The organism is Acetobacter sp. P1H12_c (assembly GCF_018811975.1).
Classification (GTDB): domain Bacteria; phylum Pseudomonadota; class Alphaproteobacteria; order Acetobacterales; family Acetobacteraceae; genus Acetobacter; species Acetobacter persici.
The window spans coordinates 17304-43200 of the sequence record NZ_JACRVR010000022.1 but is presented as its reverse complement, the minus strand read 5'-3'; the positions used below and the strand labels follow the sequence as shown (position 1 = coordinate 43200).

The following is a 25897-nucleotide window of genomic DNA, read 5'->3' as shown; positions in this document are numbered from 1 at the left end:
AGATCAGGCGGCGTGACAGCTCTGTTTTTCGGGAATGACGCTGGGCAGCACTGTCGCAACAATACTCTGGTCCAGTGCCTCGTAATCATAATACCGAATTGTTTTGTAGAGCTCTTCACGCGTTTGCATTTTTGGCAGCAACTCCTGCGTACTGCCTTTTTGCGCCAGTGTACGGTACAGATCAGCCTGCGCTTTATTCGCAACACGCAGAGAACTGACTGGCCATATCACCATACGGTAACCCATGGCCTGAAACTGCTCGGCCGTGAAAAACGGAGAACGACCGAACTCGGTCATATTCGCCAGCAGAGGCACATCAGGCAGACGCCGCGCAAATTCACGGAACATCTCTTCAGACGTCAGTGCTTCCGGAAAAATAGCGTCTGCCCCGGCTTCTCTGTAGAGTCTGGCCCGGGCCACAGCACCCTCCAGCCCTTCTGACCCTGCGGCGTCTGTTCTGGCGACAATCACCATTTTGCGCCGTGCCTTGACGGCTGCGGCGACTTTCTGAGCCATCTCATAAGGTGTCGCCAGCTTCTTATCGTTCAGATGGCCGCATTTTTTAGGCAGAATCTGGTCTTCAATATGTACGGCGGCGGCACCGGCATCCTCAAATGCGCGTACCATGTGCATGACATTCAGGGTTTCACCATAGCCGGTATCCCCATCCACCAGAAGCGGCAGACCGGATGCACGCGTAATCTGACGAATAAAGAAGCAGACATCTTCTATCGTGATGATACCAAGATCTGGCAGCCCCATACTGGCCGACATTGCCGCACCAGACAGATAGAGGGATTCAAACCCTGCATCTTTCGCCTGCAAGGCGGCCTGCCCGTTATGTGCCCCCGGAATGCGCATAATGTCTTTTCCATCCAGCAGGGTCCGAAAGCGCGTTCCTGCGGGCGATGCCGGTGCATCATTTCCTGAAAGGTATGTCATGCTGCATTCTCCAGTCCATCGCGTTCACGGATCGAGACAAAAGGACGGTTGTCTGGCCCTGTGTAATTGGCAGAGGGGCGAATAATCTTGCCATCTTCCCGCTGTTCAATGATATGCGCGCACCATCCTGTCACACGGGAGATGACAAACAGAGGTGTGAACATGGATGTTGGAACACCCATGGCCTGATAAGAAACCGCGCTGAACCAATCCAGATTGGGGAACATGTTTTTCTTGTCCCCCATAACGCGCTCAATGCGCTCGGCTACGTTATAAAGCCGCATGGTGCCATTACGGCGCGCCAGAGCGTGCGCTGTGTCTTTAATAATTTCGTTGCGCGGGTCAGCAACTGTATAAACAGGGTGCCCAAAGCCAATAATGACTTCGCGGTTTTCCAGACGGCGGCAGATGTCAGCCTCAGCATCGTCCGCTGTATGGTACCGCTGCTGAATATCCAGCGCCACCTCATTCGCACCGCCATGTTTCGGGCCACGCAGCGCACCTATGGCAGCGCCGACCGCAGAATAAACGTCCGACCCTGTGCCTGCGACCACACGCGCCGTAAAGGTGGAAGCATTAAACTCATGCTCGGCATAGAGAATAAGGGAGGTATGCATCGCCTGCACCCACGCATCCGGCACCTTTTCTCCATGCAAAAGATGCAGGAAATGCCCGCCAACAGTCTCATCCTGCGTAAAGGTCTCTATTCTGCGGCCATGCGTGGAAAAGTGATACCAGTAGAGCAGCATGGACCCAAGGGAGGCGACCAGCCTGTCCGCAATCTCGCGCGTGCCTGCCACCGGGCAATCGCTCCGCTCCGGCAGGGCACACCCCAGCAAAGACACTGCGGTCCGCATCACATCCATCGGATGAGAGGCGGCAGGCAGACATTCCAGACCATTTTTGACAAGTGCCGGAATCTCGCGCAGCCGCATCAAATGCTGCTGGTAGGAGGCCAGTTCATGCGAATTTGGCAGATAGCCATAAATCAGCAGGTGCGCCACTTCTTCAAACATGCAATTCTTGGCAAGATCTTTAATATCGTATCCACGATAATGAAGATCATTCCCGCTGTGGCCTACAGTGCTGAGAGCCGTATTGCCCGCAACCGTTCCGGACAGGGCAACTGATTTTTTGGGCTTTCTGTGCAGATGTGTTGTCATGATTTTTATCCTGTCTGCAAGGCATATGGATAAGGCGACGCTCTAGGACGCCAGAACGGCAGAGGGTCTGGGGACGTCTGCCTCGGTTCTGGACTGACCAAAATTGAAGATGCCTTCAGCTTTGCTTTGCTGGAGTGAAGCTGCCGGCAACTGAAGTTCCAGCATGTGCAATTCTCCCGCCTGCAACTGAGGCAACTTCTGAACAACATCCAGAAACCGCCTGACTTCTTCCTGAGGAACAATGCCTTCAGACAGTGTACGGAATTTCCGGATATAATCCGTGCGCTGCCAGGGCGTTGCGCCGAGCGTATGGGCATTGGCAACAGCCAGTTCGTCTTCCAGAACGGAGCCGTCTTTCATACGGATGATAATCCGCCCGCCAAAAGCCTTACGGTCGGGGTTGGCATCGTGGTAGCGTTCAGTCCATTCAGGCTTTTCTACCGTATGAATTTTGCGCCAGAGCCGAACAGTATCCTCACGCCGCGCCCGCTCGGGGGCGTAAGAGCGTTCATGGTGCCAGGCCCCATCCTGCAAGGCGACGGCAACGATATACATGATTGAGTGATCCAGTGTTTCACGCGAGGCATGCGGGTCAAACTTTTGCGGATCATTCGCGCCGGTGCCAATCACGTAATGCGTATGGTGGCTGGTCTCAATGAGAATATCCTCTACCGCATCCCAGTCAGAAATTTTCCGCCCCATTTTAAAGGCGAGGTCGATCAGCGCCTGACTCTGATATTCCGCGGAATGCTCTTTGGTGAAAGACGACAGAATGGCGCGCTTGGCTTCACCCTGTGCCGGAAGCGGCACGTGATACTGCGCGTTTTTCCCATCCAGCATCCACGCGATAAACCCATCTTCTCCTTCATAAATCGGAGCCGGAGCCGTTTCCCCCATCATGGCACGGTCAACAGCTTCGACCGCCATTTTGCCAGCATGGGCCGGGGCATAGGCTTTCCATGAGGAAATCTCGCCCTTACGGCTTTGCCGGGTGGCCGTCGTCACATGCAGGGCCTGCCCGATAGCCTGATAAATGACTGCTGGGGGCAGACGCAGCAGGGTGCCGATGCCCGCGGCAACGGATGGCCCGAGATGGGCAACATGATCAATCTTGTGCTTGTGCAGGCAGATAGCGCGCGCCAGATCTATCTGAATTTCATACCCCGTGGCCGCGCCACGGATAAAGTCTGCGCCGCTGCGGTGGCACTGCTGGGCCACCGCCAGAATACCGGGCAGATTATCGCCCGGATGCGAGTATTCAGCAGCCAGAAATGTGTCATGATAGTCAAGCTCACGCACCGCAGTTCCGTTCGCCCAGGCAGCCCATTCGGCATGCACCCGGATATCCGGCCCCATGCCAAACAGCGTTGCCCCGTTGGGGCGCCGATGCGCCAGAGCCTCGGCCCGTGCGCTCACAACAGAATGGCGGTTAAGGGAGGCAACAGCCACGGAAGCGTTATCAATCAACCGGTTGACAACCATTTCCGTAACTTCAATGTCAACAGGAACAGGGTCAGCCGCGACCTGTGCTATCTTCCATGCGAGCTGCCCGGAACGGGGCAGACGTTCAGTTTCCGGGTGCACTCGAACATCATGGTACTGCATGTTTTAAATTCCTGATCTTGCCTCTGAACACACACGCAATCTGACAAACAAAAACAAAAATCAGGAGAGAGATAAGAGTGGAAAGAAGCGAAGGAATTTGCAGAACTTGCGAAGTTTGCGAAGTTTTGTCATGCCGGTAACCCGCACGAAACTTTTTGCTGGGCAGCGTTTGCGTGAACTGCGCAAGCGCGACAATCTGACCCAGCAGACGCTTGCCTCGCTGCTCGGCATATCGCTCAGCTATCTCAACCAGCTGGAGCGTAACCATCGGCCCCTGCCCGACCGGCTGCTGCACCTGATTTGTGAGCAGTACGCCCTGACTCCCGCGTGGTTTAATGACACCCGCGAAGCCCACAGGCTGCAGGCGCTGCGCGAGACGATGGGAGACCCTGTTTTCAAAGACGTCTCTCTCACCATGACGCATATGGCTGAAGCTGCCAGACAGGCACCGGCTCTGTGTGATGCTTTTTTAACGCTCTATCGCGCCTATATGTTTGAGCAACAGCGGGCAGCGTCCTCCTTACCGGATACGGCACCGCTCGAACCTTATGAAGAGGTTGGAAACTGGGTGCAGGAAAAGCAAAACTATTTTCATGAACTTGATTGCGCGGCCGAAAATTTTTATCAAAATCTTCCTGAAAATAAAGACAACCTTGAACCCGTTCTGGCCGCATTCCTGCAGGAACAGCATGGCTTACACATCGTGCAGGACACGGAAATGGAGCAGGAAGGTCTGGTCTGGCGTATAAACAGACAGCGCAGCACAATCATGCTGCCTTATAACCAGACGCAGGAAAGTCGTATCTTTTATCTGGCGCAGATTATCGGGCAATTAAACTATGATAAACTCATAACCAGAATTTTAAAACGCTCGGCACCGAAAAATAAAAACTCATTCCAGCTCGCACGGGTTTATCTGGGTAATTATTTTGCTGGTGCGCTTCTGCTTCCTTACGAGAACTTTCTAAAAACTGCCCAGGCCATGCGGTATGATGTAGAACGTATCCGCAGGCACTTTGGCGTCAGTTTTGAGCAGGTCAGCCATCGCCTGAGCACCCTGCAACGCCCCGGTATGGAAGGGATTCCTTTTTACTTCCTCAAACTTGATATTGCAGGAAATATTTTAAAAAGCTTTTCTGCCAATCGTTTTTCACAAGCGCGCTTTGGCGGACCGTGCCCGTTGTGGAATATTTTCCGTGCTTTCGCCACGCCCGGACAGGTGCAGGTACAACTTTCAGAAACGACGGATAATACAATTTACCTGAACGTCGCCAGAACCGTCTCCCACGAGGGGCGTAATTACACAGACAGGCCCCGGCAAAGCGCCATTGTCCTTGGGTGTCATATTCAGGATGCCACGCAAACAGTATATGCGGACGGATTGGATCTGAATGACCATAGTCTGGTTATTCCCATTGGTCCGGGGTGCCGGGCCTGTAGCCGGGATAATTGCAGCCACCGGTCTCTCCCACTGTCAGGCCGTTTGCTTGATACCGGTAGCGATGCCCGCGGCGTTGTGCCGTATCGCGCTTATCCAGAATAACATTTGTCATGAATTGCGGGCGGTGGGACGAACCCCGTTATGAAAGCGTCGTCCCCCCTCTGTGCTGACAATACGTTCCCCGCAGACAGCGTGCGTTCCGCCAAAACAAACAAGTGCGCCATTCGCGCAGAGCGAGAAGCGAGAAGCGAGAAGCGAGAAGCGAGAAGCGAGAAAGCCTGATCGTCTATAGTCCGCTGTAAATAGTGAGGCTAAAAATCCATTTATTCCCGAAAATCATTTTGACATCGGATTATTCCGGCCTTACTGTTCCAAGACATTCTTCTTTCCGTCAACGGCGGCGGAAAGAACAGGCGCCTTCTTGTTAAGGCAGACGCGGCACACAGGGCGGATCAATGGCGGTTCGCTGGCTCAGAGAGCGATGGTTTTCCGTGCAGAAAATACGGACCATCTGGAAGACGTTCTGTGGACAAAGGGTTTCTTAAAGCCGGTCACGCACCGACTCTGCTTGCCGCATTTCTCTATTTTGATGTCTCGTTCATGGTCTGGGTTCTCCTCGGCCCGCTTGGGATTTCCATTGCGCATGACCTGCATCTGAACGCCGGGCAGAAGGGGCTGCTCGTCGCAACCCCTGTTCTGGCCGGGGCGGGCCTGCGGGTGATTGCCGGAGCACTGGTGGATGTGTTTGGTCCACGCCGTGTCGCCATTGCGGCGCAGGTGAATGTTATTCTTGGGCTTTGGCTGACATGGCTTCTGGCACCACACAGCTATCTCAGCATGTTCTGGGTCGCTCTGGTTCTGGGCATTGCGGGGGCGTCCTTTGCTGTTGCGCTGCCCCTTGCGTCCGTCTGGTATCCGCCCCGTTATCAGGGCACGGCTCTGGGCATTGCAGGGGCCGGGAATTCCGGCACGGCTCTGGCATCCCTGTTCGCGCCCGGTCTGGCTGCCATGGTGGGCTGGCTGAATGTTCTGGGGCTGGCAACGCTGCCGCTGATTGCAGTGCTGATTGCCTTTTTGTGTCTGGCACGGGAACCGGCGAGCCGTCCGTCCATGCCGTCCCTGTCTTCATGGGGGCCGATCCTGAAATCGGGCGGCTGCTGGGCTTTGATGTTCTTCTATAGCGTCACGTTCGGCGGATTTGTCGGTCTGGCGGCCTTTCTGACCATCTACTTCAATGATCAGTACCATCTGGCCCCGGCCACCGCAGGGGCGTGCACCGCCTTTGTGGTTTTTGCCGGTTCTTTCATCCGTCCGGTTGGCGGGGCTCTTGCGGACCGTATTGGCGGCACAAAGGCGCTGATGCTGATTTATGGGGTAGCAGGGCTTATTTTCCTGCTGATCTCAACGGGGCTTCCTTCTGTCTTTCTGGCGTTTGGCGCTTTCTTTCTGGGTATGGTGACGTTGGGGCTGGGGAACGGCGCGGTCTTTCAGCTTGTGCCGATCCGGTTCCCGCAGCAGGTCGGTATTCTGACGGGTCTTGTTGGCATGGCTGGCGGGGTGGGCGGCTTCTACCTCGCCTCCTCCCTTGGCGCCGCACGTCAGACGACGGGTTCCTACGGCCCCGGCTTTTTCATTTTTGCACTTGTCTGTTTCGTCGCGTGCGGGTGCGTCACTGGCTGCCACGCCCGCTGGACGGAGCGTGCGCAATGAAACGTATTTTACGCTGTTTCCAGAGCTGGAAAAGTGGAAGCCTTGTTCTGAGTGTCGCGCTGAGCGGCACCGCATGGGCGGCAGAGCAGAAATCCGTACCCCAGAAAACGCCTTTTCCTGCCGCAGTGACGCCTCTGACGCCCGTTGTCGCAGTTCCGGTGCTTCCTCTGCCAGACAAGAAGGCCATTCTAAAAGGGGCGGTCTATCACCCCGACTGGAATATCTTTAACGCCGGAAACGGTGCCGCTTCCGGGTTTGGGGTTGTGAATGGCTACGGTCAGGCCCGCTGGACGGAAGACTGGAGTCCTCTGGCCCGCACCCCACAGAACATTCGGAAAAATGACTGGTTCAACCGCCTGAAATACGTCCGCCTTAATGATAGCGGCAGTATCTGGATGAGCTTCAGCGGGGAAGAACGGCTACGGTATATTTTTGAAAATCAGCCCCTGCTCGGTCAGGCAGGCAAAACAAATGCCAGCCGTGTTCTGCTCCGCAACCAGTATGGCGCAGACCTGCATCTGGGAGAGCATGTGCGGGCTTATGCGGAATTCCTGTATGGCGTGGCAGGTGGTTCCAACACATACGGCTACCAGACGGGCGCCCAGCGCGAAAGTCTGGACCTCCAGCAAGGGATTCTGGAAGTTAAAGGCCGTCTTCTTGGGGCGCAGATGGGTGTTATCGGCGGCAGACAGATTTTTCTGGATGCACCCGTTTCCCTACAGTCCCCGCGTGACCTGACAAACGTGCAGCAGACATGGGACGGCTTCCGCGGATATGCCGTGTGGAACCGCTTCAGGATCGACCTGTTCGACTTCATGCAAACAAACAAGCTGCCGCAAAAAGTTTTTGCAGACGGCACAAATTATAATGCGCGCCTGTATGGTGCCTATACGTCCACAGCACTCCCCGCTTTTCAGTTCATGGGCCAGAAAAGCCAGATGTTTGCGGATCTGTTTTTCCTTGGATACCTGTATGGCGGCGCTGCGGCTTCCATCCCTGCCGCAGCACAGGGGAGTGTGCAGAAAGGCTCTTCCCGCCGGGATAATGTCGGGCTGCGCCTGTGGGGGAATGTCGGTCCGTTTTCTACAAATCTGACAGGTATTTTTCAGGGTGGGGAGTTTCGTCCGGCCAAAACAAGCCAGAGCACACGCTCCGTGCGCGCTTATGCGGTGAATGGCAGCATAACGTACACACGCGCGGACTGGGCGGGCAAACCGGGCTTTGGCGTGCAGGCTGACCTGTTCTCCGGTGGGTCTGACCGTAGTCAGGGCGGCGCGGTCGGCACGTTTGCAACGCCTTTTGTCCCGCTGCCTTATTATAACGATCTCTCTCTTTCCCTGACGTCACAAAACCTGATTGGTGTCGGGCCGATTGCCAATTTTACCATGCACCCGACCCTGCACCTGAAGCTGCACGTGCCGTTCTTCTGGCGCGCCAGCACACAGGACGCCGTTTATGGCGGCAACAGTAAAATTTATAACTGGCGTGACAACCTGCATGGCGGGTTTACCGGCGTCATGCCCTACACCCAGCTTTCCTGGAACTTTGCGCCGCACTGGGCCTGGACGCACGATATTGAAGGCATTCTGCTCTCACGCGGGATGCGCACTGTCGGCGCCAAAGAGGGCGCGCTCTACATGCAAACGCTGGAATTCAAATTTTAAAAGCAGAGGGCAAACCAATGACCATCAAAGACAACATCATCATTGTCGGCAACGGCATGGTTGGCCATTACTGCGCAGAGCAGCTCATTATGCATGGCCTGCATGAGACGCATCAGATCCATGTTTTTGGCGAAGAACGCCACCATGCGTATGACCGTGTGCATCTGACGGATTATATGAGCGGACAGGATGCGCTGGCCCTGCGTCTGCATCAGGACGATTTCCATACGAACCACGGCATCACACTCCACCTGAACAGCCGAGTGACGGACATTGACCGGGCGCAAAAAACCATTACCGCCGAAGATGGATGCCTGCCTTACAGCACACTGATTCTTGCAACCGGCTCCCGCCCGTTTGTGCCGCCTGTACCGGGCAATACCGGCACCGCCGGTCTGGTCTACCGGACGCTGGAAGATCTGGACCTGATCCGCGCGGCGGCAGAAGGTGCCCGGCATGGTACCGTAATTGGGGGTGGGCTTCTGGGGCTGGAAGCCGCCAATGCCCTGAAAGTTCTGGGGCTGGATGTCAGCGTTATTCAGCTTGGCAGCCACCTGATGCCAGCCCAGCTTGATGAAGAGGGGGGCCGCGCCCTCAAACATCGGATTGAAGCCCTCGGCATTGATGTGCGTGTTCTGCACGTTACAAAAGAAATTGTTGCGGGCACGGCGCACCGGCACAAACTGGTTTTTGCTGATGGCACCACGCTGGAAACAGATATGGTTGTCTTTTCCGCAGGGATTCAGCCACAGGATATGCCGGGCCGGGCCTGCGGGCTGGAGATCGGGCCGCGTGGCGGCATTGTTGTGGATAATCAGTGCCGCACATCAGACCCGGACATTCTTGCCATTGGGGAATGTGCGTTGTGGGAAGGGCAGATTTTTGGTCTTGTCGCCCCCGGCTATACCATGGCCCGCACGGTGGCCGCCCTGCTTGCCGGAGAGGCGGATGCCGCTTTTACCGGCGCGGATATGTCCACAAAGCTTAAACTTCAGGGGGTCGATGTCGGCTCCATCGGGGATGCCCACGGGCAGGAACCCGGCTCCACCAGCTATCGCTTCATTGGGGAAGCCGAAGGGTCTTACCGCAGGCTTGTGCTTTCCGCCGATGGTTCGCGCGTAACCGGTGCTGTGCTCGTTGGAGATAACTCTTACTACGACACAATTTTTCAGTATGTGCAGAATGGCATTGTCCCCCCGGCAGACCCGGCCGTGCTGATCCTGCCGCGCGGTGAGGGAGCTGAACTTCTGGGCGCGGATGCCCTGCCTGATACAGCAACCATCTGTTCCTGCCATAATGTGACCAAAGGCGCGATCAGCACGGCTATTGAACAGGGCTGCACGGACCTCGCAACTCTGAAAGCCGACACCAAAGCCAGCACCGGCTGCGGCGGGTGCAGCGGCCTGCTAAAAAGTGTTTTTGAAGCAGAGCTGACAGCCCGTGGCATGACGGTTGATAAAAGCCTGTGCGAACATTTCTCCTACACCCGGCAGGAATTGTATTCTCTTGTCCGTGTCCATAATCTCCGGAGTTTTGAAGACCTGCTGGAGCAGTATGGCAATGGCGGGCTGGGCTGCGAAATCTGTAAACCAACAGTCGGCTCGATCCTTGCTTCCGCGTGGAACAAACCCATTACGGACCCGCTCTATATCCCTCTGCAAGATACAAACGACACCTTTATGGGCAATATGCAGAAAAACGGGACCTATTCCGTTGTGCCGCGTATTGCCGGAGGGGAAATCACCCCCGACAAGCTGATTGTGCTGGGGCAGGTCGCCAAGAAATATAACCTCTATACCAAAATTACCGGTGGGCAGCGCGTGGATCTGTTTGGCGCGCAACTCCACCAGTTACCTGAGATCTGGCGTGAATTGCTGGATGCCGGGTTTGAGACCGGTCATGCGTATGGAAAATCCACCCGCACTGTAAAATCCTGCGTAGGCAGCACATGGTGCCGCTATGGGGTGCAGGATAGTGTTGGCAAGGCGCTTGACCTGGAAAACCGCTATAAGGGCCTGCGGTCACCCCATAAGCTCAAATTTGCTGTCTCCGGGTGCACGCGGGAATGTGCTGAGGCCCAGAGCAAGGATGTGGGCGTTATTGCTACTGAAAATGGCTGGAATCTGTATGTCTGCGGGAATGGCGGCATGCGCCCCCGCCATGCGGAGCTTTTTGCAACAGACCTCGATTCTGAAACTCTGGTCAAATATATCGACCGTTTCCTGATGTTTTACATCCGTACTGCGGATAAACTTCAGAGAACCTCTGTCTGGCGTGAAACGCTGGAGGGTGGGCTGGACTATCTGAAAGATGTTATCATCAACGATAGCCTTGGTATCTGTGCTGAACTGGAACAGCAGATGCAGCATGTGGTGGACACCTACCACTGCGAATGGAAAGACGCGCTGACGGATGAAGAAAAGCTGAAGCGCTTCCGCACATTTGTGAATGACAGCCGTCCGGACCCGAATATCCGCACCGTTCCGGAACGGGATCAGGTTAAACCTGCGGAGAACCAGCCTGAGCAGGCTGTTGCAGCAGGCCCGGCAGACTGGACGGATTTGTGCGCGCAGCGGGATCTTGTTGCGCGCTCGGGTGTTGTCGCCCTGCTTGGAACCACACAGATCGCTCTGTTCTACCTTCCGGATACAGCCGGAGAGGGTCGGGTTTTTGCCATTGATAACCATGACCCGTTCTCACACGCCAATGTGCTGGGGCGCGGAATGATAGGAGACCTGAAGGGGCAGCCTGTTGTGGCCTCTCCGCTCTACAAGCAACATTTCAATCTTGAGACCGGAACCTGTCTGGAGGATGCCTCCCGCTCTGTTCAGGCATGGGAGGCGCGGCTGCATCAGGGACGAGTGGAAATCCGTGCCCGCACAACAACCCGCCCTCTGGAAACCCTCATGGCGTAACGTTTATGACGTGCCAGGACATCCGTTCTGTCTGCCCCTACTGCGGTGTGGGATGTGGCATTGTGATGGAGGTGGAAGACCAGAAAATTGTCCGGGTGCGCGGCGATACTGAGCATCCGGCCAATAAAGGACGGCTGTGCACAAAGGGGAGTTCCTGCGACAAACCCATAACTTCCCCCGCGCGCTTAGAGACCGCGCTGCTGCGGAAAGACCGCGCCAGCACGCCAGATCCTGCGCCAATAGATATTGCCATTCAGGAAACTGCCAGACGCCTGCGGACTATTCTGGACACAGATGGCCCCGATGCCATTGCACTCTATGTTTCCGGGCAGATGTCCATGGAGGCCCAGTACCTCGCTAACAAACTGGTCAAAGGGTATCTGCGCACGCCCCATATTGAATCCAATTCCCGGCTGTGCATGGCGGCTGCGGGCACTGGCTATAAATTATCTCTGGGGGCAGACGCTCCTCCCGGCTCTTACGAAGATTTTGACTGTAGCGATCTGTTCTTCGTTATCGGGGCGAATATGGCGGATTGTCACCCCATCCTGTTTCTGCGCCTGATGGACCGGAAACGTGCCGGGGCAAAGCTGATTGTTGTGGACCCCCGGCGCACCGCCACAGCCGAGAAAGCAGACCTGTTTTTACAAATAAGGCCGGGCACAGATCTCGCTTTACTTAACGGTCTGCTATTTCTGCTTATGGAAGCCGATGCGCTTGATAGGACCTTTATCAACGCCTGCACCACAGGCTGGGACGACCTGCCCGCTTTTCTGGCAGAGTACACACCACCCCGTGTTGCGGACATAACCGGCCTTGCGGAAACAGATATCCGCACCGCAGCACACTGGATTGCCGAAGCCGGGGCGTGGATGTCCCTCTGGACCATGGGACTGAACCAGAGCGTTTCCGGTGCATGGCACACCAATGCCTTGTGCAACCTGCATCTGGCAACGGGCAGCCTGTGCAGGCCGGGTTCTGGCCCTTTCTCCCTCACTGGCCAGCCCAACGCCATGGGGGGGCGGGAAATGGGCTATATGGGCCCCGGTCTACCGGGCCAGCGCACAGCCCTTTCTGAAAAAGACAGAGCTTTTTGTGAAACTCAGTGGGGTTTACCGCCCAGCACCATCCGGGCTGAGGGCAGTCAGGGAGCGATTGCCATGTTTGGCGCCATGGCCGCCGGGGAAATTAAAGCCTGCTGGATTATCTGCACTAACCCGGTGGCAACCGTCCCCCGGCGCGGCACTGTTCTCTCTGCTCTTGAAAAAGCAGAACTGGTTATTGTGCAGGATGCTTACGCAGATACGGAAACAGGCCAGTATGCCGATATCCTTCTGCCCGGCGCACTCTGGGCAGAGGGTGACGGAGTCCAGGTGAATTCCGACAGGACCATGACGCTGGCCCGGCAGGCCGTCCGCCCACCCGGCGAGGCCCTGCCGGACTGGCAGATTATTGCCCGCGTGGCCTGTGCCATGGGGTTTGAAGACGGGTTCTCCTTTGCCTCTGCGGCGGAAGTTTTTGCGGAAGCAAGCAGATTTGCAAATCCTGTGACAGGATATGATATTTCCGGCGTAAGCCATGCACGCCTCCTGAGCGGGCCTGTGCAATGGCCTGCTGCGGCAGGAGATGAGGCGACGCGCCACCCCATCCGCTATCGGCCGGACCCGGAGGCCTATCCCGTCTTTGCGACCCCATCGGGCAAAGCTGTGTTTTTTGCACGCCCATGGATGCCGCGGGAGGAAGAGCCGGATGACGCCTTTCCCTTCCTGCTCAACACAGGCCGCCTGCAACATCAGTGGCATACCCTGACCAAAACAGGCCGGGTGGCACAGCTTAACAAGCTGAATACTGGTCCGTTTTTAGAAATTGCGCCGGAAGATGCAGAAAAACTCGGACTAAGTCAGCAGGACGCCGTAGAAATCCGGTCACGCCGGGGTACAGCGACACTCCCCGCTCTTGTGTCCAGCCGTGTTTCTCCGGGGACCTGTTTCGCGCCCTTCCACTGGAATGACCGGTTTGGCAAAGAACTCTGCATCAATGCTGTGACGTCCGACGCGATTGACCCGGTTTCCCTGCAACCGGGCATTAAACATTGCGCCGTTTCCCTCACCCGCGTTCAGACCGCACCGCCTTCTGCACAGGAGAGGACCATGCCTCCAGACCACCTCGCCCGCCATCTCGGCCTTGCTGAGCTGAGCACGATCACATTTTCAGAAGAAAGCCGTGTCTGGATCAGCGGGTTTCTGGATGGTCTCCGCCTCAATCCGCCAGAGGGCACTTTGCCGGTTATCCCGGCAACAGCACCGCTCTCCGCGCAGCAGGCCACCCATCTGAATGGTCTGCTGGCCGGACTTTATTCCCGCACAAGGACTGTGGAGGCCCCACATCCGGCCACGACGTCAGCATTGGCATCACCATCAGCCAGCGCGCCCGCTCTGACCGTCTGGTGGGCCTCCCAGACCGGGCGAACAGAAGCTCTGGCCGCAGAAATTGCCGCATGGCTGCAAGGCAACGGCCTGTCTGTGCGTCTGGCAGAACTGACGGAGTGTGATCCGTCCGCGCTCTCAGGCACAGGCCTTTTTCTGGTCTCCACGTTTGGGGACGGGGATGCCCCGGACACGGCCGCACCGTTCTGGGATGCGTTGCGGCAACATAAAACACCTCTGGCAGATTTACGCTACGCCGTGCTGGCGCTTGGAGATTCCTCCTATGCCAGCTTCTGCGGATTTGGCCGTGCTCTGGATGAAAAACTGGCTAACCTTGGAGCCTCCCCTCTCCTCCCCCGCGTTGACTGTGAACCGGATTATGAAGATGCCGTGGAGGCGTGGAAGGGCCATCTGCTTGCAGCACTCGGACCGTCAGCGTCAGCCTCGCCCCCGCCTGCTCCTGCACGGCCTGCCCCAGCCCTGCCGACGGGTATTACCCGCACCACACCGGCACTGGCCCGCCTGAGCCGTGCAACCTGCCTCACCGGAGAGGACACGGAAAAGGAAACTTTCCATATTGCTCTGGATATTTCCGGGACAAACCTGACCTATAAAACAGGCGATGCGCTGGGAATCTGGCCCTGTAATAGTGAAGCTACTGTACAGCAGGTGCTGAATGTGCTTCAGCTACCTGAGCAGACCATGCTGACCCTGCGGCGTCAGGGGCCGACACCACTTGGGGATGCTCTGCGGCGCTGGTTTGATCTCTCCCGCCCTGCCCCTGCTCTTCTGGAGCGTCTTGGCCGCCCGGAAGGGGGGTATCTGCCGGATCTGATCACCACACTTTCCGGCATGACCGACCCGCAGACAGTGCCTGCCCTGTTCCGGCAGATGCAGCCGCGCCTTTACTCGATTTCCTCATCTCCGCTGACAGACCCGGACCATATTCATCTGACAGTGGGTGTGAATCGCACCCCCTACCCCGGTGTTTCCTCCACATGGCTAACCGGACTCGCGGAGGGGGAAGAGGTGCCGGTTTTTGTACAGCCCACCGCGCATTTCCATGTGCCTGCGGATGACAGCATACCCGTTATCATGGTTGGGCCCGGCACCGGCATTGCCCCCTTCCGGGCTTTTTTACAGGAACGCACCGCCCGGCAGGCCAAAGGCGAGAACTGGTTGTTTTTTGGAGAGCGTCATGAAAGCACCGGCTTTTACTACCGTGAGGAACTGGAAGCCTTCATGGCGCAAGGCTGTCTGACGCGGCTGGATACGGCGTTCTCCCGTGACCAGCCAGAGCGTATTTATGTGCAGGACCGCATGGAAGAGCATGGCGCGCTGCTATGGGACTGGCTTACCCGGGGGGCGTGCCTGTATATCTGTGGAGATGCCGCGCGGATGGCACGCGATGTTGACAGCGCCCTGAAAAGGATTATCGCACGACACGGAGATATGAGTGCTGAAAACGCAGACGCCTATTTGTCAGACTTTGCCCGCAATGGCCGCTATCTGCGGGATGTGTACTAAAGCAGGACGACACTGTGCATGAAAGTTCTTCTGGCAGATGAAAACTCACACCGTGCCGGGGCGCTGGCGCGCCTGCTGGAGGCGGAAGCAACACTGGATGTTATTCTGCTGGACGACGCCACAAGCCTGATTGATGCCGTACGCCACCATATGCCCGATATTGTGCTGGTGGATATCAGCCGGGCAGACCGTGATGCGCTGGATAGTGTGCGGGCTCTTTCCGCCTCCGGGCAGGAACGCCCGGTTGCGCTGTTTGTTGATGAAGATGATGAAAGCCTGATGGAAGACGCCTTTGCCGCAGGTGTCTGCTCCTACAACGTGCTGGATACCCCGGTCAAAGACGTCAAACCGCTCTTACGCTCGGCCATTGCCTTGTACCGCCGTTTTCGGGAGACAAATGCGGAACTGCTTGCGGCCAGAAAAACGCTTTCCGAGCGTGAGACAATAGACCGCGCCAAGATCCTGTTTATGAAGCAGGAACGCTGCAAGGAGGAAGACGCCTATCGGTGGTTCCGCAAACAGGCCATGCAGCAGGCCCGAAAAATTATTGATGTTGCCAGAGATTATCTTGCTCACCAGAACAGGACTCCTTCACCATGACTATCTCCTGCCGTATCGGACTCCTGCGACTGGCAGACAGCGCCCCGGTTCTGGTAGCCCGCAGCATGGGTTTTTTTGACAGGCATGGACTGGATGTTGAACCTGTTATTGTGCCGTCCTGGGCCAATATTGCAGATGGGCTTGTCTGGAATGGTCTTGATGGCGCAGTGATGTTTCCGCCTCTGGCGATCATGACAGCGCTTGGCCAGCGTGGACGCCCGGTTGCGCTGCGCCCCGGCCTGCCTGTCAGCCGGGGTGGGAATATGATTGTTCTGCGCGGACAGGCTGAAGCGCAGGCACAGTGGCAGTCCGGGCGTGACAAGCACTCTGCTTTTACAAACTGGACGCAGTCGCTTGGCCGCAAGCCCCGTCTGGGTGTGGTGCATCTCTATTCAACACATTATCTGATTCTGACACGGTTCCTTCAGGACCATGCCATTTGCCGGGATGCGGAGACAGAAATTGTCATTATGCCACCCAGCAGCATGATTCAGGCACTTGCAGCCGGTGAGATTGACGGGTTCTGTGCAGGCCCGCCGTGGGGGGCGGATGCCTGCCTGAAAAATCTGGCCTTTGTCGTCGCCGGGTCGGCACAGGTTATGCCGGGGCATCTTGAAAAAATACTGACCTTACGGGACCAGTGGACCAGCGAAAATCCGGATGGCGCGGCCCGCCTGTATGCCGCAGTCCGGGAAGCTGCCGTGCTCTGTAACCAGCCTGCGCACGCAGCAGAAATTACCAGACTCCTCAGCGCCCCGTTAAATGCCGAGGGGCTGGATCTGCCCTATGAGGCTCTGAAGCGTATCATGCCGGGAACGCCTGATGCGCCAGACGCCATGCTCTTTGACACACAGCCCCGAAGCACCCGTTCTTCCTGCGGATGGATGATTGAGGATATGCAGCGCGAAGGCTGGCTCACACCCGCACAACTGGACACTTTAAGCCAGCTTGGCTGGTACAACGACTGATACGGTGTTCGGCCTGTTTGTTTTGCCGCAATTTTAAGCGCACTCCGTATCAGGCTGCGGCCAGATGGAAAACCGCAGCCTTTCGGGGTGCAGAAAGAGCTTTATGAAGGCTTCACCCTGAATATCCTCGGAATAATCAGAGTCAAGAGTGCTTACTGCCGTTAGTTGTTCAGAAATCCGTTCTGCACAACAGCTTTTTCAAAGCGTGTGAAATTCTGTTCCAGTTCAAGCTGGGTCCGGGCTTTTTCACTCTGTGCGACAAAATCCTGACAGGTTTTGCTTGCCATGTCCTGACAGGCCTGCACTCTCTGGCCACCTGCCCACAGGCTCTCCCCCGGAATGAAAGAATAGATCAGACCATTGCGCGAGAGATCTTTCATTTCCTGATAGCTCAGCGGCCATGTTGTGACCGCACGCAGATATTCCTGTGTCAGATCCCCGCGTGAGACGCCTTCATCATCCGTGGAGAGAGCGACCGGCACACCGGCGCGTCTGTAAAGCGCGAAGGGGTGAGACTTTCCTTTAACATTCAGAATAACATCATTGCTGGTCAGGTTGATTTCAACCATGACTTTCTTCTGCGCCATTTCTGCCAGAAGGCCGGTTGCATCCTGCTCCCACGCAATGTCGATCCCGTGCCCGATACGACGGGCACCCGCGACTTCCACGGCTGAGCGAATATGATGGTCAAGCCCTTCAGGCGGCACGAGGCCGGGCGTCAGCTCACCCGCATGCAGGCTGAGTTTTACATCCGGATACTGCCTGCTGAGCGCCTGAAACATCCGCATATGCTGGTCATAATCCCGCATGGCGATAACGTTATCTTCCGGGGCGACAATATTGACGCCGACAAACCGGGCATCCGTCCGCACAACATCATATCCGGCATAAAGCTGTGCAAAGACCACGGATGGCTGAAAGGTGCGGACAGTCTGGTATAAATACCGCACCTTAACGCCGCATCCGGGATGGGCCTGCGGCGTGCCGCATTGCAGAACGTGCTGGGCCTGCTGCTCCATCTCATCCGTTTCATGCTGCACATCCGCGACCAGCTTTGGCAGCACAGGTTTAAGCGCCTGTTGCGCCTGTGCGTAATCTTCCCCTTTGAGGGGATGTGTCATGCCTGCCCCAATCATCCCACCCAGCCCCGGGGAAATCATCAGTTCCACATACTGCACATGGTCCAGTGCTGCGCGGTCCCGCACTTCTGCCAGACTTTCCCCGGCATGTTTCTGGGTGATTGCGAAAAACTTGTTGAACGTGGCGAAGAAATGGTCATGCCCGGAGCGGTCAGTAGCCGTAGGCACAAAGTCACGCATGGACAGCGCATCAATCATGCTGTTTTCCGCATCCGGATTAGCGGCCAGAGCCTCTGCCGGAAGCTCCCCCTTCTCATGCCCGGAACAGCCGTGAGGCAATATCTGGCCACGATCCAGCGCAAGACACGCACCGTCCTGCGCGGCCCATTTCAGATAGCTTTCCGCATAAATAGCCCCGACCATATGGTTATGCAGGTCTGCCCCTTTGGGAAACTGCCGCAGGAAGAGGCCAAGCCGCGCAGGGTCTGACTGAAGCGCTGTAAAAATCTGTGCTGTTTTCTGCTCATCCGCTGTCTGTGCACAGCATACGGAAGCAGAAAGAGGCAGAACTGCGCAGGCCAGAAGCAAAGAGCGAAAAAGCATGAAGCACCCTTGATGGTAAAAAAAGCTGGTCTGGAATGAGGCCCGTTGAAAGGCTGACAGGCCGTACATACAGCATAATGGCACACTATGCTGCTATCGTAATCATACCACGGGCCGTAGGTTTTATCTGGCCCTGCGTCTCCCGCCACAGCGTTCAGCCCTCCCGGATTTCAGTATTTTATGGAGACTGTTCCAGCATAAGTCTGTCCAGCGTGGCTGGCAGAACCGGCAAGGGAACGTCCTGCTTTTCTGCGCCTGCCTCCCCCACACCTGTTGCCAGCCAGGCCGAGGCGGCGCTGTCTCCGCCGGAAGGCAGCCAGGTTTCCGGCGAGGTGATCCAGCTTAGAATATCCTGCATGACGCGGCCGCCCTGCCTGTCCCGCAGGAGCAGGTGGTGCCCACCGGGGATCAGGTCACGCCGGGTGGCTCCGGGCATTGCCTCCCAGACAGGCACCATGGCACCCGGCAGCACAAGCTGGTCCTTATCCCCATAAATGCTCAGCACACGTCCGCGCAGATGCGGGGCTGCCTGTGCAGCCTGCTTCATCAGCGTAACAAGCCCCTGAAGGGCTTTAAGGCGCGTTGCACGCAGGGTCAGAGGGTCATAATACAGGCGCGCCAGCGCCATCCTGTTATCACTCGCGACAACATGCACAGGCAGTTCACGCCCTGTCACAAGAGCGTCTGGAAACATCTGTGACAGAACCCGCAGGGGTAAATCTTCCGCCCAGCCAAAATGCCACACCGCGGGCGCAAGCAGGATTGTCCCGGCAACAGCCGGCGCATCGGGCTGCGCCATAAGCTGCATCAGCACGGCACCGCCCATACTCTCCCCCACAAGATAAAGGGGTATCTGCGGATAAGCCTGCTGAAGCTGCGCAGCTTCCTCCCTGACATCCGCCACCATCCGCGCGGTGCCTGCCCAGCCGCCACGCCGGGGTGCCTGCCCGAAGCCCCGCTGATCCGGGGCAATGACCGTTAGTGCGTGCGCGGTGAAAAACGGCGCCACCGACTCCCACGCATCCCGGCTATCATTAAACCCGTGCAGGGCCAGAAGGATGGCGTGTGGTCTGCTGGCGGAAGGCCAGACACGGGCAGGCAGTTTTGCCCCATCTGAGAGCGCAAAAAATGTCTGCGGCGGCACCAGTTGCCCAAGCTGTGCAAAACGGGCCGGTGGGCGGGGCACGGGCGGCATTACCGTGCTGCATGCGCTGAGCAGGCCAAAAGCACCGGGGGCGAGAAACGGCGCCGCCCCCCTGAGACAGCGCCGGAGCGCGGGCCAGACAGCGTGTTTCCGCAAGAAGTGCTGTATTCTGCTCACGCGGATGGGAAGGGAGAATGCATGGAAAAGCTCATGTCAACCCGCTATCATTCCTCACAGTTCCGCGCCAGTCAGGACCGGGGCGAAGAGTCTGCACACCGCATTCTGCGGGAAACGACCTCAGAGCAAACCAACAGGGATGTGCCTCCATGCGCCTTCAAGCCACCAACCCGGTTCCGCGCCCCCGTCTGGGTTATGTTGAAACCATTGTGGTGGATAGCCGCAAAGTCGCGTGTGATGGCGGACTGGGTGCGTTAGGCCACCCGCGCATATGGCTGGCTATTGGCGGGCACCAGACGGTTTGCCCTTACTGTTCCCGTCTTTTTGTGTTGCAGCCGGGTGTGTCCGACGCGGGGCAACATTAAGACCATCTCTTATTTACAGATTTTTTTGTGGTTTTATTTTTGCACGTATTGAATTGACATTTATTCCGTGCGCTCCCTACATATTCCTCTCAGCAGTTCCGCTGCGTGACACTCTGTGTCTTGCATGCCTTACGGCCGGAAAAGCGTTTTATCGTTGAGCAAGGATCTTTCTGTATGCGTTCCACCGCCCTTTTCCGCACCCTGCTGCTGGCAACGGCTCTGACAGTCTCCGTGGCGGGCGTAGCGCAGACCGCCTCCGCACAGACCAGCACGGCTCCCGCCGCCACGGCGCTGCCCGTGCCCCAGATTGGCTCTGCGCCGATTACAGCCGTTGCACACCCCTACGCGGATCCGGAAAGTGCCCATGCCGCAGTCGATGCTGCTTTTGCGCAGGCCCGTAAGACAGGCCGGAAGGTGCTGATTGATTTCGGGGCCAACTGGTGCCCGGACTGCCGCGTGCTGGCAGGTGTGCTGACGCACCCGGCGGTCAGCCCGTGGGTGGAACAGACCTTTGAAGTTGTGTCCGTCAATGTCGATCACTTCAACCAGAACATGGATCTTGCCAAAAAATTCGGCATCACCATCAAGGCGATCCCGGTTGCCCTGATCGTGACACCTGACGGCAAGGTGCTGAACGGGGATGAAACTCTGGCGCTGGGCGACGCCCGCCGCATGTCCGGGCAGGCTGTGGTGGACAAACTGGCCGAGTGGGCCAAGCACTCCTGACCAGACGCTTCTGGTCAGTCGTCAGACTGGTAAGCAGGTCAGGCGGACACAGACGTCACACTGGCGGAAGATACGCCTCGATCTGCTCCAGTTCCTGCAGAACAGAGGCGATATCAAGCGGCTGTTCTGACTGAGCGGTGTGATTATCTTCCTGCTGGCCTGTCGGCATCAGTTTGCCCCAGTAGTGTAGTCCGGCCTGCATTGCCAGCAGGAGGTCACACGGGTTCTGATGGTGTTCGGCCACAAGTTCAAACACCACCGTGCCGGGCTGGCACCACACACAGTTGGAAATCCCGGCGCCAAGCTGCCCCACCACCAGTCTGGCTCTGTTGAAAAGGCGGATCTGTTCAGCAACCGGGAGTGTTTCAGGGCGGACGCACACAAAACCCCTGGCCTGCAAGGCCGCCGTCAGCTCTGCTTCATTCGGGATTTTACGGTTACTGGCCGCCCCGCGTTCTATGAAAATACGCAGATCCCGAGGCCCGGTGGCAGGTTGCCCGGTTCCCAGAGACCGATACGCTGCCTGTGATAAAGGGGAGACAGAAAAATCCGCAGCGCCCCGCACATAATCCGCATACAGCACCCGGCGGAAGGCATATTGCTTACCATGCTCGGTCAGAACGCTTTTGTGCGCATCAAAGCCCGACAGAGCCAGTGTTTCAGCCTGCCATGGGCGCAGGCCTGCGGGCAGAATAAGCCGGGCGGCACCATGCCCGGTGGCACGCAACGCCTGCAAGGTTGGCACTGTATGGGACAGCCAATGGTAATAATTGCTATCCCAGTGGTCAAAACAGGCCGCGACGGGGCCGGGCCGGTCCGGCACCTGCACAACATCCGCCGGACGGATACGCAGCGCGGCGACAGCGGCAGGATCTTGCAGATAGGCCGTTTCCAGCAAAGGTTTGCCGTCCTTGAGGAACACCATCAGGGAACGGTCCAGCACGACATCCCGCAGATCATACAAACACAAAGTCGCCGGGTCGGACTCCCACCCGCGGAACAGGGAGGTGGCTCCCGCTGGCAGAACGCCGCCTGCAACCAGCGCAGCCGGAGCCGCCGGAACCGTTTCCAGAACCGTTACCCGTCTGGCGACGTCCTTCAGCCGCACGCTGCCCGTCTCTGCTGTCCGCCTGAAAAGCCTGCTGAAAAACCCCATCGTTCCCTGCTTTATCTGAGCCTGACCTGATGCGTGGCCGCCTGTTCTCCACGCTCTATCGCATTCGGGGGTTTCATTCTACGCCCTCAACGGACCGTGCTATAGTGCGTTACCTATGCGCTTTTTCCCGTCGCTCTTTTCTCTGAGATCGTTCATGCCTCGTTTTTGCTCTCCTGCCCCTGTTCGCTCTGCCTCACCTCTCACTACGTCTCCACGGACGCTGACGCACCGGCTGGCACGCTGCCTGTGGGGGATGGCTCTGCTGTTTGCCGTCTGTGCAACCTTAATAAGTGGCGCGGGACTGACCGGGGCATGGCAACAGGCCAGTGCTGCGGAAAGCGCCCCGGTTTCCACCACAGGGCACAGCGTTGCCACCCTGATTACGGATACAGACACCACGGACGGACGCGCCCCGCTGCATGTAGCCCTCCGCCTGAAGCTTCAGGAGGGCTGGCACACATATTGGCGCAACCCCGGTGATGCCGGAGAAGCACCCGCCGTGACCGTAACGGCGGACGGCGGCGCGACCGGAAAAGCCTCAACCATTATCTGGCCAACACCGCACCGCATCCCCGATGCCTCCCTGATGTCTTACGCCTATACGGGGGACGTCGTGCTACCAATGGCGCTGGCGCTCCAGCCCGCCGCAGCGCAGCCCGGTGGGCCAACCACCCTCAAGGCGCACGCAAGCTGGCTGGTGTGTGAAAATGTCTGTGTGCCGGAGGAAGCGGATCTGAGCGTCACGCTGCAACCCGGCCCGGCGCATCCCTCCGCCGAGGCCCCGCTGTTTGCTGCTGCGGCGGACGCCACCCCGGTGCCGTCCCCTTATGCGGCAACTGTTGCGGCGGATGGGGTTCTCAGCGTCACAGGACATGGCCTTTCAGCCCGCTCGGTGCAGGATGCGTGGTTTATGCCTGACCAGCAGGGACTGCTTGATCAGGCTGCGGCTCAAAACTTCACGGCGCAGGATGGCGGCCTGACCCTGCACCTCAAACGCCTGCCGGACTTTGCCGCAAACCAGCCCCTGAGCGGCGTGCTGGTGCTGAAAGACGCTGCGGGGAGTGAACGCGCACTTGCCCTCTCGGCCAGCCCGGTTGCTGCGGCCGCACAGGGAGCAAGTGAGGCCACCTCTTCCTCTTTTACAGGGAAGCTGGCGCAGGCAGGCTTTTTACAGCAGGTGGCCTTCGCGTTTCTGGGGGGCCTGATTCTCAACCTGATGCCGTGCGTTTTCCCCATTCTGGCCATGAAGGCACTCTCCCTCGCCCGGCTGGGCAAGGCGGAACGCCGCACGCAGGTCACAAGTGCCGCCTGTTACAGTCTGGGGGTTATGGTCACGTTTCTGGCGCTGGGTGGCGTCATGATGGGCCTGCGCGTGGCCGGAGCAGCGGCGGACTGGGGCTTTCAGTTCCAGTCCCCGCTGTTTGTCACGCTGGTCACGTGGCTGCTGTTTGCCATGGCGCTCAATCTGCTGGGCGTCTTTGAGTTCATGCCCGTCACCGCTGGCAGCTCTCTGAGCACGCACGCACATGGCCACTGGCATGATGTTGTGACCGGTATTCTGGCTGTGGTGGTGGCTACCCCCTGCACCGCGCCGTTTATGGGCGTGGCGATTGCCGGGGCGCTCTCCGGGCCGCCTGCCATGGGGCTGATTGTTTTTGCCGCCATGGGGCTGGGGCTGGCCGCCCCTTACCTGCTGCTGACCACCGTACCCGGGCTGGCCGCCCGTCTGCCCAAACCCGGCGCGTGGATGCAGTATCTCCGCCAGTTTCTGGCCTTCCCGCTGCTTGGGTCCTGCGTGTGGCTGCTGTGGGTTGCAGCGCTGGAAGGCGGGGCCTCCATTGTGCTGCTGCTGGCCACGGGGCTGGTGCTGCTGGGCTTTGCGGCGTGGATGTACGGTGTGGCGCAGGTCAAACTGATCCAGCAGGGCCATACCCGCGCCAGCACGGCGCTGCATGGTCTGGCGCTGCTGGGGCTTCTGGGCGCACTGGCTCTGGTTCCTGCCCTGCGCCACCAGAGTGCGGCCCCGGCCACCTCAGGCAGCCTTACCTCCGGTCTGCCCACGGGCACAGAACCGTTTTCTGAAGCGCGGCTCAAAGAGCTGCATGCTGCGGGCAAACCGGTCTTTGTGGATATGACAGCCGCCTGGTGCATCACCTGTCTGGTCAATGAGAAAGTGGCGCTGGATATCCCCGGCACACAGGCTGCACTGGCTGCCCATGGCGTGACCGTACTGCGCGGAGACTGGACGAATCATGACCCCGCTATCAGCGCATTTCTGAAGGCGCATGGGCGGGATGGCGTGCCGTTCTACCTGTATGTTCCCGCTAACGGGCCAGAAGTCGTGCTGCCGCAAATTCTGACACCGGGGCTGGTGACCAGCACCATCACTCAGTAAATCGCAGTCCGCTTTATCCGTCCCCCGGCTGATCAGACTATCCAGTTCAGCCGGGGGTATTGGGGCAGAGGTTAAAACCCTGTCTGAAGGGAGACGTAAGCCCCGGTCTGGTTGCGGTAGGTGGCAATCGTCCCCAGAGAGACATAAGCCGCCGTGATGTTCAGGTGTTTGTTGACAAAATAGCTGGCGTAAACATCAAACCAGTTACTTTCCGGCGTAAAGTTCTGGTTACGCGGCTTGGTCCGGTATTCCACCCCCACAACCAGTCCGGGAATGAAGGACGGCAGATAGCCGAGTGATCCTTCAAACTGGGGATAGTAATTATCGTTCCTGTCCCCCCCAAACCCGAGGATACCCCACTGATTGCCTTTGGTCAGACGCATGGTGGTATCCACCAGCAGGCCAATTTTGGGGAACAGTTTGGTCGCCGCAATATACACGTCTGCCCCATCGGCATGTTTTGACCCGACGGCGTGGATCACCCGTGAATCCCCGTCATGCTTGTACATTGCCCCGACCGCCACCTGAGGCAGCAGGGTTTTATCCAGCACATGCCCAAACAGCCGGACCTTGATGCCGCCTGTATCCAGATCAAACTGATAGCCATGCCCGATGCCGAGTTTGCGTCCGGTTGAGCCGGTCCGGAAGAAGTTATGGGAGTATGAAATTTCCACGCGGTCATAAAATCCCATGACTGCGCCGACATTCTGGTCCGTATAGTTGGTCAGGCTCACATAGCTGTAGTGAAACGCCATCCCCATACTTTTTTTGCTGCCGTAACCACCGATGGTCGCCCAGCTGGCAATCCCTCCACCGCTGGAGCCTTCCAGAGAACTCAGGCCACTGGTGCCAAGCGTGCGCTGCCCGTCAAAAATTTTATCAAAGGTGAGCCCTGTCTGCGGGTCTGTACCGGGGTCTGCTTCCGGCTTTTCCGCCGCCGTCTGCGCCTCTGTGGTCGCGCCAGCGGCGGGCTGAGCCGTAACGGGCGCGAGTGTAACGCGCGGCGTGCCGCCAGCGGGCGCTCTGGAGGACGGTGCGACCGTAGCGGAGGTTTGCGCCCGCAGAGGGTGAGGGAACATCAGCAGCGCAACACCCGTCAGCGCCGGGCCGGACAGGGTCTTCCAGACCTGTAACAGACGCACCCTGACGGCCCTGCCCTTCTGTGAAACTGGCGGAAGAGCCATGCGCCCCTGTCTGCCCTGAAAAATCATACCCTCACCCTCGCCTCATGTCCGTGATCGCGCCGGAAGGCTGCCACTCTGGCAGCTCCGGGCCTTACATCCGCCCACAC

The 25897-nt window shown here is 57.9% G+C and carries 17 protein-coding genes; 10 read left to right on the top strand and 7 right to left on the bottom strand.

The window, feature by feature from the left end; all coding sequences use genetic code 11:
- Positions 1-3: 3 nt before the first annotated feature.
- Genes prpB through KP699_RS11160 form a run of 3 tightly spaced genes read right to left on the bottom strand, consistent with a single transcriptional unit; the run spans position 4 to position 3710 of the window.
- Entirely contained in the window at positions 4-942 is a 939-nt protein-coding gene (prpB, locus tag KP699_RS11170; protein ID WP_215762671.1) for a methylisocitrate lyase, read from the bottom strand.
- The gene (prpC, locus tag KP699_RS11165; protein ID WP_215762670.1) at positions 939-2105 is read right to left on the bottom strand and encodes a 2-methylcitrate synthase; all 1167 of its coding nucleotides are present in this window, start codon (positions 2103-2105) and stop codon (positions 939-941) included. The genes prpB and prpC overlap by 4 nt, the downstream gene beginning before the upstream one ends.
- 42 nt (positions 2106-2147) lie before the next feature.
- The gene (locus tag KP699_RS11160; protein WP_215762669.1) at positions 2148-3710 is read right to left on the bottom strand and encodes an MmgE/PrpD family protein; all 1563 of its coding nucleotides are present in this window, start codon (positions 3708-3710) and stop codon (positions 2148-2150) included.
- Positions 3711-3840: 130 nt separating this feature from the next.
- On the opposite strand from KP699_RS11160, the gene KP699_RS11155 reads away from it, so the two are divergent.
- The 7 genes from KP699_RS11155 to KP699_RS11125 all read left to right on the top strand — a co-directional run bounded on the left by KP699_RS11155 (position 3841) and on the right by KP699_RS11125 (position 16961).
- Positions 3841-5253 carry a short-chain fatty acyl-CoA regulator family protein gene (locus tag KP699_RS11155; protein WP_215762668.1) on the top strand — a complete coding sequence of 471 codons (1413 nt, stop codon included), beginning with the start codon at positions 3841-3843 and terminating at the stop codon, positions 5251-5253.
- Positions 5254-5676: 423 nt separating this feature from the next.
- Positions 5677-6861, top strand: a complete 1185-nt coding sequence (locus KP699_RS11150; protein ID WP_215762667.1) for a NarK/NasA family nitrate transporter — start codon at positions 5677-5679, stop codon at positions 6859-6861.
- Positions 6858-8525, top strand: coding sequence for an alginate export family protein (locus KP699_RS11145; protein ID WP_215762666.1), 1668 nt, complete (start codon positions 6858-6860; stop codon positions 8523-8525). Before KP699_RS11150 ends, KP699_RS11145 begins: the two co-directional genes overlap by 4 nt.
- A 17-nt stretch (positions 8526-8542) precedes the next feature.
- Positions 8543-11440, top strand: a complete 2898-nt coding sequence (gene nirB / locus KP699_RS11140) for a nitrite reductase large subunit NirB (protein WP_215762665.1) — start codon at positions 8543-8545, stop codon at positions 11438-11440.
- Between the two features lie 5 nt (positions 11441-11445).
- A complete protein-coding gene (locus KP699_RS11135) occupies positions 11446-15393 on the top strand; it encodes a bifunctional nitrate reductase/sulfite reductase flavoprotein subunit alpha (protein WP_215762664.1) in 3948 nt (1315 codons plus the stop codon).
- Between the two features lie 18 nt (positions 15394-15411).
- The gene (locus tag KP699_RS11130; protein WP_025825361.1) at positions 15412-15993 is read left to right on the top strand and encodes an ANTAR domain-containing response regulator; all 582 of its coding nucleotides are present in this window, start codon (positions 15412-15414) and stop codon (positions 15991-15993) included.
- On the top strand, positions 15990-16961 hold the full coding sequence (locus KP699_RS11125; protein ID WP_215762663.1) for an ABC transporter substrate-binding protein: 972 nt from the start codon (positions 15990-15992) through the stop codon (positions 16959-16961). The genes KP699_RS11130 and KP699_RS11125 overlap by 4 nt, the downstream gene beginning before the upstream one ends.
- Positions 16962-17122: 161 nt before the next feature.
- On the opposite strand, the gene KP699_RS11120 is transcribed toward KP699_RS11125, so the two are convergent.
- Both KP699_RS11120 and KP699_RS11115 read right to left on the bottom strand, forming a co-directional pair.
- Positions 17123-18643, bottom strand: coding sequence for an adenosine deaminase (locus KP699_RS11120; protein WP_215762662.1), 1521 nt, complete (start codon positions 18641-18643; stop codon positions 17123-17125).
- A gap of 178 nt (positions 18644-18821) precedes the next feature.
- Positions 18822-19943, bottom strand: a complete 1122-nt coding sequence (locus tag KP699_RS11115) for an alpha/beta fold hydrolase (protein WP_252346986.1) — start codon at positions 19941-19943, stop codon at positions 18822-18824.
- A gap of 170 nt (positions 19944-20113) precedes the next feature.
- On the opposite strand from KP699_RS11115, the gene KP699_RS11110 reads away from it, so the two are divergent.
- On the top strand, positions 20114-20329 hold the full coding sequence (locus KP699_RS11110) for a zinc-finger domain-containing protein (protein ID WP_215762661.1): 216 nt from the start codon (positions 20114-20116) through the stop codon (positions 20327-20329).
- 174 nt (positions 20330-20503) lie between these two features.
- Positions 20504-21055, top strand: a complete 552-nt coding sequence (locus KP699_RS11105; protein ID WP_215762660.1) for a co-chaperone YbbN — start codon at positions 20504-20506, stop codon at positions 21053-21055.
- 55 nt (positions 21056-21110) lie between these two features.
- On the opposite strand, the gene KP699_RS11100 is transcribed toward KP699_RS11105, so the two are convergent.
- Positions 21111-22211, bottom strand: a complete 1101-nt coding sequence (locus tag KP699_RS11100; RefSeq protein ID WP_215762659.1) for a DUF563 domain-containing protein — start codon at positions 22209-22211, stop codon at positions 21111-21113.
- A gap of 154 nt (positions 22212-22365) precedes the next feature.
- Between KP699_RS11100 and KP699_RS11095 the strand changes: the two genes are divergently transcribed.
- A complete protein-coding gene (locus KP699_RS11095; protein ID WP_252346985.1) occupies positions 22366-24606 on the top strand; it encodes a protein-disulfide reductase DsbD in 2241 nt (746 codons plus the stop codon).
- 71 nt (positions 24607-24677) lie between these two features.
- Here the strand turns inward: KP699_RS11095 and KP699_RS11090 are convergent, their stop codons facing one another.
- Positions 24678-25748, bottom strand: coding sequence for a DUF3034 family protein (locus KP699_RS11090; RefSeq protein WP_308164915.1), 1071 nt, complete (start codon positions 25746-25748; stop codon positions 24678-24680).
- Between the last annotated feature and the right edge of the window lie 149 nt (positions 25749-25897).

Bases quoted from the DNA above. Each gene is read 5' to 3' on its own strand.
- KP699_RS11145 (WP_215762666.1), top strand. From the start codon at position 6,858: ATGAAACGTATTTTACGCTGTTTCCAGAGCTGGAAAAGTGGAAGCCTT.
- KP699_RS11110 (WP_215762661.1), top strand. From the start codon at position 20,114: ATGCGCCTTCAAGCCACCAACCCGGTTCCGCGCCCCCGTCTGGGTTAT.
- KP699_RS11120 (WP_215762662.1), bottom strand. From the start codon at position 18,643: ATGCTTTTTCGCTCTTTGCTTCTGGCCTGCGCAGTTCTGCCTCTTTCT.
- KP699_RS11095 (WP_252346985.1), top strand. From the start codon at position 22,366: ATGCCTCGTTTTTGCTCTCCTGCCCCTGTTCGCTCTGCCTCACCTCTC.
- KP699_RS11105 (WP_215762660.1), top strand. From the start codon at position 20,504: ATGCGTTCCACCGCCCTTTTCCGCACCCTGCTGCTGGCAACGGCTCTG.
- KP699_RS11160 (WP_215762669.1), bottom strand. From the start codon at position 3,710: ATGCAGTACCATGATGTTCGAGTGCACCCGGAAACTGAACGTCTGCCC.
- KP699_RS11125 (WP_215762663.1), top strand. From the start codon at position 15,990: ATGACTATCTCCTGCCGTATCGGACTCCTGCGACTGGCAGACAGCGCC.
- KP699_RS11130 (WP_025825361.1), top strand. From the start codon at position 15,412: ATGAAAGTTCTTCTGGCAGATGAAAACTCACACCGTGCCGGGGCGCTG.
- prpB (WP_215762671.1), bottom strand. From the start codon at position 942: ATGACATACCTTTCAGGAAATGATGCACCGGCATCGCCCGCAGGAACG.
- KP699_RS11155 (WP_215762668.1), top strand. From the start codon at position 3,841: ATGCCGGTAACCCGCACGAAACTTTTTGCTGGGCAGCGTTTGCGTGAA.
- KP699_RS11135 (WP_215762664.1), top strand. From the start codon at position 11,446: ATGACGTGCCAGGACATCCGTTCTGTCTGCCCCTACTGCGGTGTGGGA.
- nirB (WP_215762665.1), top strand. From the start codon at position 8,543: ATGACCATCAAAGACAACATCATCATTGTCGGCAACGGCATGGTTGGC.
- prpC (WP_215762670.1), bottom strand. From the start codon at position 2,105: ATGACAACACATCTGCACAGAAAGCCCAAAAAATCAGTTGCCCTGTCC.
- KP699_RS11100 (WP_215762659.1), bottom strand. From the start codon at position 22,211: ATGGGGTTTTTCAGCAGGCTTTTCAGGCGGACAGCAGAGACGGGCAGC.